A 12,725-nucleotide genomic window follows, 5' to 3' on the forward strand; every position below is an offset into this window, starting at 1 on the left:
TCATGCCACTCTCGACGCGACCACGCGCCGGAGCCGCGACGGTGCGGTCTCCCGCGGGTGCCGCGCCGAGCCGGCGCCGCTCCCTCGCACCCTCGGCGCGCCGTCGCCCTGCACCGCACCCGAACCGCCGCGCTTCGGCGCGCCCGGACACACAGGAGCCTCAATGACGAGAATCGACCCTGCCGCGCACCGCCACGGCATCGGCGTCCGCATCGCCGCCGTCGCCGTGACGGTGGCCCTCATCGGCCTCGCGGCGTTCTTCCTGCTCACGACCAGCACCATCTCGGCGGGCGCCGCGCGCCTGTCGGACGGGGCCGGACTCGCCGACGAGGGCTCGGCGGAGCTCGCAGCCGGAGCCGAGCGGCTCTCGGACGGCTCGGGCGAGCTCAGCGCGGGAGCCGGCGACGCCGCCGAGGGCGCCGGCAAGGTCGCGGCGGGCGCCGCCTCCGCTGCGGCGGGCGCCGATCGGGTCGAGGCCGGGGCGGCGAAGGCCGCCGCCGGCGCGCTCGAGGTCTCGGACGGCGCTGCCAGGGCGGCGGACGGGTCCGGTCGGCTCTCGGCCGGCGCGGAGCGGATCGCCGGCGGAACGGGTGCGCTGGCCGACGGCATCGGGCGCGCGAACGACGGCGCGACCGCGGTCGCGGACGGTGCCGGGCGCACGTCCTCGGGCGCGACCACCGTGGCCGGCGGCGCCGCCAGCGTCGCGGGCGGCGCGGCGGCCACCGCGGGCGGGGCCGCGAAGGTCCGCGACGCCGCCTCGGCCGCCGCGGCCGGCGCCGACGGCCTGGCCGCCGGCGCGAGGGGCGTGGCCGCGGGTGCGGCCGATGTCGACGCGGGCGCCGCGGCCCTCGCGGCCGGGCTCGCAACGGCCGACGCCGGGGCGCAGGACCTCGTCGCGGGCACCGCGCAGCTCTCCGCGGGCGCCGCAGCGGTCGACGGCGGCGCGGCGAAGGTCGCCGGAGGCAGCGCGCAGCTCGCGTCGGGCCTCGAGGCGTTCCGCGCCGCGCTGGCGGCCGGCGGAGCGAGCCCCGAGCTGATCGCCCAGGCGCAGGCCCTCCGTGACGCGGCGCAGGCCGTGTCGAACGGCGCCGCCGAGACCGCGGCCGGCGCAGCGGCGGTCGCTGACGGCGCCGAGTCGACCCGCGCGGGCACGGCGCAGCTCGCAGGCGGAATCGACGCCGCCGCCGCCGGCTCGGCCTCGCTCGCCGACGGCACGGCCGCTCTGGCGCGAGGCGCCGCCGAGCTGTCGACCGGCTCGACGAAGCTCGCGGACGGTGCGAAGCAGGTCGCCGGCGGCGCGGGGCAGCTCGCGGTCGCGAACGCCCAGCTCGCCGACGGCACGAGCCGCGTCGCCGACGGCGCAGCCCAGGTGTCGAGCGCCGCTGCCCGCGTGAGCGCCGGGGCCGCTGCCGTGCGGAACGGGACGACGACGCTCGACTCGCGCGTGGAGGAGCTGGTCAGCGGCACGCAGGAGCTCGCGACGAAGTCGGGCGAACTCGCCGCCGGGGCGCAGCGCCTGTCGACGGGTGCCGGCGACCTCGCGGCCGGTGCGGGTACGCTCTCGCAGGGCGCCGCCGACCTCTCCGGCGGACTGGACGAGCTCGCGACCGGAGCAGGCGACCTCGCCTCGGGCACGCAGACGCTCGCCGACGGCAGCATCGTCCTCGCCACGGGCGCGGGCGACCTCGCCGACGGCGCCGCCGACCTCAGGGACGGCAACGACCGCCTCGCGAACGGTTCGGCGCAGCTCGCCGCGGGCACCGCAGGGGTGGCGCCGGGCGCGCTCCTGCCCTGGATGGTGGTGTTCGGCGCCCTGACGCTCGCCGCCGTGGGCGCCTGGATCGGCCACCGCATCCGTCACAGCCGGCTGCCCCGGCCCGCGAGCGCCTGAGGCGCCGACCGGGATCGCTCGTCCGCGCCGCCGTTCCACGGCGGCGCGGACCGGCGTCCGGGGTCGGTGTCAGCCGTCGGGAGCGGTGTCGAACGGCCACCCCGAGTCGGGGTCGAACGGCCAGTCCGGTCCCGTCGGTCCCCGGGCCGGCGGCTCGGGTTCCGGCGCGGGCGCCGGCTCCGGAGCGGGCGCCGGCTCCGGCGCGGCCGGGGCCGGAGCGGGCACGGGCTCGGACTGCGCCGGCTCCGGCTGCGGTCGCGGCGAGACATTCGCGTTGGCGTCCTCGCCGGAGTCGTCGACCGGCGCCGACGGCGTCGGTTCGACCCCCGGGACGTCGACGCGCGGGACGACCGGCCCCATTCCGGCCTGCGTGAACGGCTCGCCGCCGTACTTCGCGGATGCCACCGACATGACCTCGGGCCACATCCGGTGACGAGCCGTGGCTGCCTGGCCGGTCTCGAAGAAGATGTTGCGCTGGTTCGCCTGCCCGTTCACGCTGACGACGCCCACCGCGGTGGCGACCCGCGAGCTGGCCCCGATCATCCAGGTGTCCTTCGCGGCATCCGTCGTGCCGGTCTTGCCGATGAGCGGCACCGGCGGCTGCGTGTTCGCATTCGAGATGCTCCCGGTTCCGCCGGTCATCACCGCGCCCATCGCCGTGTGCATCGCCGCGGCCACCTCGGGGACGACCGACGGGGTGCAGTCCGACTCGGGCGGCGGGATGTCCTCTCCGTCGCGTCCGATGATGCGGTCGATCGCGATCGGCGAGCAGGTCACGCCGTCGTTCGCGATGCCGGCGAAGGCGATGGCCATGCTGAGCGGCGCCACCTCGTTCGTGCCGATGATCGATGACGGACCCTGCTGCAGCGGATCGCCGTCGGCGCGGTGCAGGCCGAAGGCCTCGGCGCGCTTCCGGATGCCGCAGAGGTCGAGCTCCTTCGCCATGCCGATGAAGCCGGTGTTGATCGATCCGACCGTCGACTCCATGGCGCTGTAGTTCGCCCCGGACTCGTTCTGGTCGTTGCGCGGATTCCAGTCGCCGGCGAAGTGGGGACCGAGGCAGCTGTCCTGGAAGGTGCCCCAGTTGCTCTTGCGTCTCGAGTCGACCCGCTCCCCCAGGCCGCGCCCCGCGCTCAGCCATTCCGCGAGCGTGAAGACCTTGTACGACGACCCGGGCTGGAAGCCGCGGGATCCGCCGTAGGCGAAGTCCGTGTTGTAGTTGATGCTCGTGTACTGCGGCCCCTTCGCGAGCACCGCCGGATCCTGGCTGTAGGTGCGGTTCTGGGCCATGGCGAGCACGCGGCCCGTCCCGACCTCGACCGAGGAGATCACCCCGCCGACGTCCCATCCGGGGAAGGTCGGCGGGACATGCGTGGTCACGGCCTTGACCGCGGCGGCCTGCAGGTCGAGGTCGAGCGACGTGTGGACCTCGTATCCGCCGCGCCGGAAGTTGAGGAAGCGCTCCTCCTGGTCTTCGCCGAACGTCGGGTCGTTCAGCAGGATGTTCTTCACGTAGTCGCAGAAGTAGGCGTTCGGCCCCGCCGTCTGGCATCCGGTGCTCGGCTCGGTGATGACCGGTTGCACGGGCGTGGCGACGGCCTCGTCGTACTGCGCCTGGGTGATCTTCTCCTCGGCGAGCATCGCCCGCAGGATGTAGTCGCGCCGCCCGGTGTTGGCCGCGTAGCCGTTCTCGGCGCCGTTCAGCGGGTCCTCCGGCTTGTCGAGGCGGAACTTGCCGGGGTTGTTGACGATGGCGATGAGGGAGGCCGCCTGCGCGAGCGTGACGTTCGCGGCGGTCGTGTCGTAGTAGTAGCTCGCCGCCGCCTCGATGCCGTAGACGGTGCCGCCGAACCCCGCGATGTTGAGGTAGCCGAGGAGGATCTCGCTCTTCGTGTAGCGCTTCTCGACGCCGATCGCGAGGCGCATCTCCTTCAGCTTCCGGTCGATCGTGGTCTCGGTGACCGCGTCGTAGCACCCGTCGCGTTCCGCCTCGTCGGCCGCGAGGCGCTCGCATTCCTGCACGCGCACGTTCTTGACGTACTGCTGGGCGATCGAGGATCCGCCCTGCGTCTCGCGACCGGTCGCCGTGGTGGCCGCCGCGCGGATGGTGCCCTGCAGGTCGATGCCGTTGTGGTCGTAGAACCGCGGGTCCTCGCCGGCGATCGCGGCGTCCTTGACGTACTGGCTCACCTGGTCCCAGCCGACCTCGACGCGGTTCTGGTCGTAGAACGACGCGAGCAGCACCCGGTCGCCGTTGGAGCGCTTGGCGTAGATGTTGCTCTTCTCGCTCAGCTCGCCGATCTCGAGGTAGCTCGGAAGGTTCTCGAACATCGAGATGGTGCTCGACGCCGCGACGCCCGCGGCGGCGAGACCCGGCGTCACCGCGACCGTGATGAGCATGGCGGCCGCAGCGCTGCCCGCCACGAGCCCGACGAGGCCGCCCACGACGCCGAGCGGCGTCCGCGTCTCGGCGAAGTCGCGGCTGCGCAGGTTGCGATGCTCCACCGATGAACCCCCCGATCTGCCGGCGGACCGCCTCGGCGATCCGGTGTTCGGTGACCGGCCCGAGCGGCCTGCGTCCCATGCAACCTCAGCCGGTACGCGATGTAAAGGCCCCCCGCCACGGCGTTGGCATTACGTGATGATCGTCAGCCGCGACCGCGCCGCCACCAGCGAGGGCGGGGCGCACGTCGCGCCTCCTGGGCGCGTTCGCGCTCCTCGGCCGCCGCTCGGTGGCGAGCGTCCCGCCGCTCGCGCCAGGCGCGGACCTCGCCGTCGGCGTCCCGGGTGGCGGTCACGACGGGAGGGCCGCCGAGCAGCTGGCGGCGCGCTTCGATCACGCGCCGGTTGAAATCCTCGACCGCCTCGCGGACCTCGCCTTCGCGGTGCAAGCGGTCCAGTCGCGCCTCGAGCTCGGCATCCTCGACCCGGAGGGTCAGGGCGGGCGGCCCGAGTCCGGTCAGTTGCTCGCGCTCGATCTTGCGGCGGATCCACCAGTCGGCGTCGTACCGCCCGGTCAGTCCCTCGAGCGGCCTGCCCGCACCGGGGAGGTCGTCGAACTCGCCGCGACGAATCGCCTGCTGGATCAGCGTCTCGACGTACGCGGCGCGCTCCGCCGAGGTGGACCGGCGAGCGCCGTCCTGGGCGCTTTCGGTCGCCTCCGGCTCCTCGCCGCGTGCGAGCGCCTCCTCGCGGGCGAGGCGGTCCTGCCGGTACTGCGACGCGGCGCGCTGCGGATCCTCGCTCATCCTCGACCTCCTCGCGGCGACGGGCATCCGATCCCACGATACGTCGCGGCCGATCGAGGGGTGCCGAACGGGACCGGGGGCGGCGTCGGCGGCCGCTCAGGGCATCGGTCCGCCGGGATCCGCCAGCTCGTCCGCGAGCGGCCGGAGAAAGACGAAAACCCCCGGTTGACCGGGGGTTCTCACTGCTGGGGTACCTGGACTCGAACCAAGAACAACTGAACCAGAATCAGCCGTGTTGCCAATTACACCATACCCCAAGGCCGGTGAACCGAGGTTCCCGGGCCGACATGTAACTGTAGCCTACGGCCCGGCGCTCACCAAACCGAGGCACCCTCAGCCCAGGAGGGCCGCCAGCCGGTCGAGGCGCTCGATCGATTCGACCCGGCCGAGGATCTGCATCGACTCGAACAGGGGCGGCGAGACGCGTCGGCCCGACATGGCCACGCGCACCGGCCCGAAGGCGACCCGGGGCTTCAACCCGAGCCCGTCGACCAGCGCGTCGCGCAGCGCCTCCTCGATCTCGGCGTGGGTCCACGACTCCCCCGGGATGCGCTCGAGCGCCTCGCGCGCGGCGGCGAGCGCCGCCGGGGCGTCGGCCGGGAGCGACCCGACCGCCGACTCGTCGTACTCGAGCTCGGCAGCGTCCGTGAACAGGAAGCCGAGCATGCCGGGCGCCTCGCCGAGCAGGCCGATGCGCTCCTGCACGAGGGGTGCGGCCTCGGCGAGGATCGCCTGCTGCGCCGGCGTGATGGGCGTCTCGACGACGCCGGACGCCTGCAGGTACGGCACCGTGCGCGCGGCGAAGTCGGCCACGTCGAGCTGCCGCAGGTGGTCGCCGTTGATCGCCTCGGCCTTCTTGAGGTCGAAGCGCGCGGGATTCGGGTTCACGTCGGCCACGTCGAACCGCGCGACCAGCTCGTCGCGGCTGAACACGTCGCGGTCGGCCGAGAAGCCCCAGCCGAGCAGGGCGAGGGAGTTCACGAGTCCCTCGGGGATGAAGCCCCGGTCGCGGTGGTGGAAGAGGTTCGACTCCGGGTCGCGCTTGGAGAGCTTCTTGTTGCCCTCGCCCATGACGTACGGGAGGTGACCGAACCGCGGCACGAACGTCGTGACGCCGATGTCGATGAGCGCGTGGTACAGCGCGATCTGGCGCGGCGTCGAGCTCAGCAGGTCCTCGCCGCGGAGCACGTGCGTGATGCCCATGAGGGCGTCGTCGACGGGATTCACGAGCGTGTACAGCGGCGCCCCGTTGGGCCGGACGACGACGAAGTCGGTGGTCGACCCGGCCGGGAAGTCGATGCGGCCGCGCACGAGGTCGTCGAAGCCGAGGTCCACGTCGGGCACGCGCAGCCGCAGCGCGGGCTCGCGGCCCTCGGCGCGGAAGGCGGCGCGCTGCTCCTCGGTGAGGTCGCGGTCGAAGTTGTCGTACCCGAGCTGCCTGGGCCGCCCCGCGGCCTCGTTGCGGGCGTCGATCTCGTCGGCCGTCGAGTAGCTCTCGTAGACGTGGCCGGCGGCCTTCAGGCGCTCGATCACGTCGGCGTAGAGGTCGCTGCGCTGCGACTGGCGGTACGGGGCGTGCGGACCCCCGACGTCGATGCCCTCGTCCCACTCGAGGCCGAGCCAGGTGAGCGCGTCGAGGATCTGCGCATAGCTCTCCTCGCTGTCGCGGGCCGCATCGGTGTCCTCGATGCGGAAGACGAAGGTGCCGCCGGTGTGCCGCGCGTACGCCCAGTTGAACAGGGCGGTGCGCACAAGGCCGACGTGCGGGGTTCCGGTGGGCGACGGGCAGAACCGGACACGGACGTCGGCGCCGGTCGCGGTCGTGGTGGGGTGGGTCGTGTCAGGCATCGCCCTCAATGTTACGGTCCGCGGACGTCGCATCCCGTCGGGCGACGAGGCCCGCGAGGAGGTCGGCGGCGACGGCGACCGCGGGGACCCCGAGTCCGCCCCTGGCGGTGACGAGGTGCAGCGTGCGGCGATCGCCGTTGGCGGTCCGTCGCACGGCGACGCCGGCGCGCGCGCCCGCGGACTGCACGGCGAGTCCCGGCAGCACGGCCACGCCGAGCCCCGACGCCACCATCTCCTCGACCGCCACGAAGTTGTCGGTCTCGACCGCGATGCGCGGTGCGAAGCCCGCAGCGTCGCAGAGCTCGAGCAGGTGCCCTCGGCACCTCGGGCATCCGGCGATCCAGGCCTCGCGCGAGAGGCCGGCGAGGTCGACGACCTCGCGCCGGGCGAGCGGATGCCGCGCCGGGAGCACGACGTGCATGGCGTCGCCGCCGATCGTCGCGACCTCCAGGCCCCGCGCACTCGCCCGATGCGGGTCGCTGCGGTCGCCGGGGTAGCTGAACGTCAGCGCGAGGTCGGCCCGGTCCTCGCGGACCGCGGCGACCGCCTCGGGCGGCTCGGCCTCGACGAAGCTGACCCGCACGCCGGGATGGCGCTCCGCCATCGCGGCCATGAACGCCGGCACCAGCGTCGGCGACGCCGACGGGAAGGCGGTCAGGCGCACTCGACCCGAGCGGAGCCCGCGGAGGTCGGCGAGCTCACCGCGCGCGGCCTCGAGCGCGGTGGCGACCGCCGCGCCGTGGCGCGCGAGCACGCGCCCGGCGGGTGTGAGGCGGATGCCGCGACCGGTCCGCTCGACGAGCGGGGTGCCGGCGCGTGCCTCGGCGCGACGCACCTGTTGGCTGAGCGCCGGCTGGCTGAACCCGAGCGCGGATGCCGCGGCCGTGATCGAGCCGTGGTCGGCGATGGTCCTGAGGACGAGGAGGCTCGTGGGGTCCACCGTGCTCGGCAGCCCCGAGGCGCCGGCGTCGTCGGCACTCGCGCTGCGCGAACCGGGACCGGCGACCTCGTCCATGGGTGAACATAAGCATGCGTTATGGGTCGGATGCAACACCTGCTCTCGACGCATCCGTCACGCCGGAGCAGGCTGTGGGTCATGGCGATCCCCACCGACCTCGCACCGAGCTCGAGCACGCTCGGCCTCCCCGACCCTCGCTTCGCGGCCGGCCGCGGCTACCTCGCCGCCTGCACGCTCGGCATCCCGGCCGCGCCGACGTCGACGGCCCTCTCCCGCGACCTCGACCGCTGGCGCGACGGCCGCACCTCGGCGGCGGAGTACACCGGAGTCGTCGAGCGCGCCCGCGCCCACGCCGCGACGCTGCTCGGCACGTCGGCCGATCGCGTGGCCGTCGGATCGCAGGTGTCCGCGTTCGTGGCCCTGGCCGCGGCATCCGCCCCCGTCGGCGCCCGCATCGCGTGCGTGGACGGCGACTTCAGCTCGGTCGTCGCGCCGTTCCTGGCGCGGGGCGACCTCGACGTGCGCCATGCGCCCCTCGACCGCCTCGCCGACGCCATCACCCCGTCGACGTGGCTCGTCGCGTTCTCGCTCGTGCAGTCCGCGACCGGCGCGATCGCCGATGCGGCATCGGTGATCGCCGCCGCCCGCGAGGCGGGGGCCCTCGTGCTCGTCGACACCACGCAGGCGACGGGCTGGATGCCGACCGCCGGCCTCGACGCGGACCTCGTCGTCTGCCACGCCTACAAGTGGCTCTCGGCTCCGCGCGGCGCCGCGTTCATGGCGGTGAGCGAGCGCGCGCTCGCCGAGCTCGTGCCGATCACGGCCGGCTGGTACTCGGGCGAGGACCCGTGGGCCTCGTGCTACGGTCCCGACCTCCACCTCGCCGCCGGAGCGAGACGCTTCGACGTGTCACCCGCGTGGCAGGCCTGGACCGGTGCGGAGGCGGCCCTCGAGCTCGCCGCCGGCCTCGACATCGAGGCCGTCCGACGGTACGACGTGGGCCTCGCCGACGCGTTCCGGGAACGACTCGGCCTCCCCGCGTCCGCGAGCGCGATCGTGAGCTGGCCCGACGCGGAGGGACGCGACCTCGCCGCGCTGACGGCCGCCGGGCTGATCGCATCCGGGCGGGCGGGGCGGGCACGGGTCGCCTTCCACCTCTGGAACGACGAGGAGGACGTCGACCGCGCGGCGACCGCGCTCGGTCGCTGACGCGTCAGGCGGAGCGCACCGGGTTGGCGAGCGTGCCGAGCCCGGAGACGCTGACCTCGACCGTGTCGCCCGCGACGATCGGCCCGACGCCGGCGGGCGTTCCCGTGAGGATCACGTCGCCCGGCAGCAGCGTGAACACGTTCGAGGCATAGGCGATGATCGCCGGGACGGAGTGCACCATGTCGGCCAGGCGCCCCTCCTGGCGGCGTTCGCCGTTGACGCTCGTCTCGATCGTGCCGCGCTCGAGATCGACGTCGGTGTCGATCACCGGGCCGAGCGGGCAGAAGGTGTCGAAGCCCTTCGCACGGGTCCACTGGCCGTCGCTGCGCTGCAGGTCCCGTGCCGTGACGTCGTTCGCGATCGTGTAGCCGAAGACGACGGACGCCGCATCGGCCTCGCTCACCCGTCGGGCGATGCGTCCGATGACGACCGCGAGCTCGCCCTCGTGCTCGACCTGCGAGCTCTCGGGCGGCAGGACGATCGCGTCGCCGGGGCCGATGACCGCCGTGTTCGGCTTGAGGAAGAGCAGCGGCTCGGCGGGTGCGTCGCCGCCCATCTCGGCCGCGTGGTCGCGGTAGTTCTTGCCCACCGCGACGACCTTCGACCGCGGGATCACCGGGGCGAGGAGCTTCGCGTCGGCGAGCGGAACGCGCTCGCCCGTGGGGTCGTAGCCCGCGAACATCGGGTCGGCCTTGAGCACGACGAGCTCGTGCTCCTCCTCGTCGACGATGCCGAACGAGATGGACTCACCGTGGGAGAAGCGCGCGACCTTCATGCGTCCCAGCCTATTCGGCGTCGGGAATGAGCCGCTTCCCCAGGCCGACCGCGTGATCCGGCTCGTAGCCGAGCGAGCGGTACCAGTCGATGACGGCGGTGTTCGTCGAGCGGACCTGCAGGTTCAGCTTCGGGCACCCGCGCTCGACGAGGAGCCGCTCGGCCTCGGCCATGAACCGGGCGCCGATCCCGCCGCCGCGATGCGCGGCGTCGACCGCGAGGTAGTTGACCCATCCGCGGTGCCCGTCGTAGCCGACCATGGCCGTGCCCACGACCGGGGCCGGCGCCGCGGCATCCGCCGGCACCGCCACGGCGACGAGGAACAGGTCGGGCTGCACCGTCAGCTTGCGCTCGATGTCGCGGTAGGGGTCGTTCCACGGCACGACGAGGCCGGCCGCGCGCCAGAGCGCCACGACCGCCTCGGTGTCGGCGCGCTCGAACGCCCGGATGCGATGGGCGGCCGTCTCGACGCGCGTCACGCGTCGAGCCGCAGCATCCAGCCGTGGCGGTCCTCGACGCGCCCGTACTGGATGCCGGTGAGCTCGTCGCGGAGCGACATCGCGAGCTCGGACGCCTCGGGGCCGTGGTGCACGATCTCGAAGTCCTCGGCGAGCAGGCGGCCGATGGGGGTGATGACCGCCGCAGTGCCGCACGCGAACGCGCCGACGATGTCGCCGGATGCCGCGCCCTCGCGCCACTCGTCGATCGTCACCCGTCGGCTCTCGACCGCGTGACCCCGGTCGCGGGCCAGCTGGAGCACGGAGTCGCGCGTGATGCCCTCGAGGATCGAGTCGGACTCGGGGGTGACGAGCCGCCCGTCGCGGTACACGAGGATCACGTTCATGCCGCCGAGCTCCTCGAGGTACGTGCCCTCGTCGAGGAACAGCACCTGCTGGCAGCCGTGCTCGGCCGCCTCCGCCTGGGGCAGGAGGCTCGACGCGTAGTTGCCGCCCGTCTTCGCGGCACCCGTGCCGCCCTTACCGGCGCGCGCGTACTTGGTCGACAGCCAGATCGACACGGGCTTCACGCCGCCGTGGAAGTAGGCGCCGGCGGGGCTCGCGATGAGGTAGTAGGCGACCTTCTTCGCGGGGCGCACGCCGAGGAACGCCTCCTTGGCGAACATGAAGGGTCGCAGGTACAGGCTCGTCTCGGGGGCCGACGGCACCCACGCGGCATCCACCGCGATGAGCTGCTTGAGGGAATCGATGAAGTACTCGGTCGGCAGCTCGGGCAGCGCGAGGCGGTGCGCCGAGCGCTGCAGGCGCGAGGCGTTCTCGTAGGGACGGAAGGACCACACCGAGCCGTCGGCGTGGCGGTACGCCTTGAGGCCCTCGAAGATCTCCTGCGCGTAGTGCAGCACGGCGGCGGAGGGCTCGAGCTGGATGGGCCCGTACGGCGACACGCGGGGACGGTGCCATCCGCCCTTCTCGGACCAGCAGATGTCGACCATGTGGTCGGTGAAGTGATTGCCGAAGCCGGGGTCGGCGAGGATCGCCTCGCGCTCGATGTCGGACTTCGCGTTCTCGTTGCGGGTGACCTGCCAGGTCAGGCCGGCCGGCGACGGCGTCTGGAGGGTGAGGTTCGTCGTGGTCACGGTGGTCTCCTTCGAAGCGTTCAGTGGGCGCCCACGGTGGCGCCGATGCGTGCGGCGACGGCGTCGCCGATCTCGGTCGTCGACCGCCTCGCCTCGCCGCGCTCGGCGACGTCGGCGGCGACCGCCTCTCGCACCCGGCCGGCGGCCGCCCCGTGACCGAGGTGGTCGAGGAGCAGCGCGACCGAGAGGATCGCGGCGGTGGGATCGGCGATGCCCTTCCCTGCGATGTCCGGAGCCGAACCGTGCACGGGCTCGAACATGCTGGGGAACCGGCCGTCGGGGTTGATGTTGCCCGAGGCCGCGAGTCCGATGCCGCCGCTGATCGCGCCGGCCAGATCGGTCAGGATGTCGCCGAAGAGGTTGTCCGTGACGATGACGTCGAATCTAGCAGGGTCGGTGACCAGGAAGATCGTCGCGGCATCGACGTGCAGGTAGTCGACGGAGACCTCCGGGTACTCGGCCGCGACCGCGTCGACGGTGCGCTTCCAGAGCGAGCCGGCGAACACGAGCACGTTCGTCTTGTGCACGAGCGTGAGCTTCTTCCTCGTGCGGGCGGACGCCGACGCGAACGCGTACCGCACGACGCGCTCGACGCCGTAGGCGGTGTTCACGGACACCTCGTTGGCGACCTCGGCGGGCGTGCCCACGCGGATGGCGCCGCCGTTGCCGACGTAGGGGCCCTCGGTGCCCTCGCGGACGACGACGAAATCGACGTCGCCGGGGTTCGCGAGCGGACTCTCGACCCCGACGTAGAGGAGGGACGGCCGCAGGTTCACGTAGTGGTCGAGCTCGAACCGCAGCCTCAGGAGCAGGCCGCGCTCGATGTTCGCCCCCGCGAGGCGCGGGTCGCCGGGCGCGCCGCCCACGGCACCGAGCAGGATCGCGTCATGCCCCTTGATCGACTCGAGGTCGTCGTCGGTCAGCACGTCGCCGGTCTCGAGGTACCGCCCCGCACCCAGCGAGAACGGCGTCCGTTCGAACGCGACATCCGACCCGGCGGTCACGGCGTCGAGCACCTTCAGCGCCTCGCCCACCACCTCGGGGCCGATGCCGTCGCCCGGGATGACCGCGAGCCTGACCGTGGTTACCATGAACTCTCCTTCGTGCGCCAGCCCTCCCAGAGTACTGTCCGCGAACGGGACCGCTCACTACACTCGGCCTCAGGGAGCGGCACATCCCGCGCCCGTCTTGCGGCGCTCGCCG

General features: G+C 73.4%; 10 protein-coding genes and 1 tRNA gene. 2 read left to right on the forward strand and 9 right to left on the reverse strand.

Annotated elements, in window-relative coordinates:
• Positions 1–163: 163 nt before the first annotated feature.
• The gene (locus WBQ80_RS03210) at positions 164–1,891 is read left to right on the forward strand and encodes a hypothetical protein (protein ID WP_337282455.1); all 1,728 of its coding nucleotides are present in this window, start codon (positions 164–166) and stop codon (positions 1,889–1,891) included.
• Between the two features lie 69 nt (positions 1,892–1,960).
• Here the strand turns inward: WBQ80_RS03210 and WBQ80_RS03215 are convergent, their stop codons facing one another.
• The 5 genes from WBQ80_RS03215 to WBQ80_RS03235 all read right to left on the reverse strand — a co-directional run bounded on the left by WBQ80_RS03215 (position 1,961) and on the right by WBQ80_RS03235 (position 8,002).
• Positions 1,961–4,396 carry a transglycosylase domain-containing protein gene (locus tag WBQ80_RS03215; RefSeq protein ID WP_336572619.1) on the reverse strand — a complete coding sequence of 812 codons (2,436 nt, stop codon included), beginning with the start codon at positions 4,394–4,396 and terminating at the stop codon, positions 1,961–1,963.
• Positions 4,397–4,539: 143 nt separating this feature from the next.
• A complete protein-coding gene (locus WBQ80_RS03220) occupies positions 4,540–5,139 on the reverse strand; it encodes a J-domain-containing protein (protein ID WP_336572618.1) in 600 nt (199 codons plus the stop codon).
• Positions 5,140–5,324: 185 nt separating this feature from the next.
• A tRNA-Gln gene (locus WBQ80_RS03225) sits at positions 5,325–5,396 on the reverse strand.
• A 76-nt stretch (positions 5,397–5,472) separates the two neighbouring features.
• The gene (gene gltX, locus WBQ80_RS03230) at positions 5,473–6,987 is read right to left on the reverse strand and encodes a glutamate--tRNA ligase (RefSeq protein WP_336572617.1); all 1,515 of its coding nucleotides are present in this window, start codon (positions 6,985–6,987) and stop codon (positions 5,473–5,475) included.
• Positions 6,980–8,002: a LysR family transcriptional regulator gene (locus WBQ80_RS03235; protein WP_336572616.1), complete on the reverse strand. Its 1,023-nt coding sequence runs from the start codon at positions 8,000–8,002 to the stop codon at positions 6,980–6,982. Before WBQ80_RS03235 ends, gltX begins: the two co-directional genes overlap by 8 nt.
• Positions 8,003–8,083: 81 nt before the next feature.
• On the opposite strand from WBQ80_RS03235, the gene WBQ80_RS03240 reads away from it, so the two are divergent.
• Complete coding sequence (locus WBQ80_RS03240; RefSeq protein ID WP_336572615.1) at positions 8,084–9,154, forward strand: aminotransferase class V-fold PLP-dependent enzyme; 1,071 nt, start codon at positions 8,084–8,086, stop codon at positions 9,152–9,154.
• 4 nt (positions 9,155–9,158) lie between these two features.
• Here WBQ80_RS03240 and WBQ80_RS03245 read toward each other — a convergent pair whose 3' ends face one another.
• The 4 genes from WBQ80_RS03245 to WBQ80_RS03260 are packed head-to-tail and all read right to left on the reverse strand — an operon-like array spanning position 9,159 to position 12,613.
• A complete protein-coding gene (locus WBQ80_RS03245; RefSeq protein ID WP_336572614.1) occupies positions 9,159–9,929 on the reverse strand; it encodes a fumarylacetoacetate hydrolase family protein in 771 nt (256 codons plus the stop codon).
• Between the two features lie 10 nt (positions 9,930–9,939).
• Positions 9,940–10,407, reverse strand: a complete 468-nt coding sequence (locus WBQ80_RS03250; protein WP_337282456.1) for a GNAT family acetyltransferase — start codon at positions 10,405–10,407, stop codon at positions 9,940–9,942.
• Positions 10,404–11,522, reverse strand: coding sequence for a branched-chain amino acid aminotransferase (locus WBQ80_RS03255; protein ID WP_336572612.1), 1,119 nt, complete (start codon positions 11,520–11,522; stop codon positions 10,404–10,406). The genes WBQ80_RS03250 and WBQ80_RS03255 overlap by 4 nt, the downstream gene beginning before the upstream one ends.
• A 20-nt stretch (positions 11,523–11,542) precedes the next feature.
• Positions 11,543–12,613, reverse strand: coding sequence for a 3-isopropylmalate dehydrogenase (locus tag WBQ80_RS03260; protein ID WP_336572611.1), 1,071 nt, complete (start codon positions 12,611–12,613; stop codon positions 11,543–11,545).
• Between the last annotated feature and the right edge of the window lie 112 nt (positions 12,614–12,725).

This window comes from Agromyces sp. CCNWLW213, assembly GCF_037199545.1.
In the GTDB taxonomy this organism is placed as follows: Bacteria; Actinomycetota; Actinomycetes; order Actinomycetales; family Microbacteriaceae; genus Agromyces.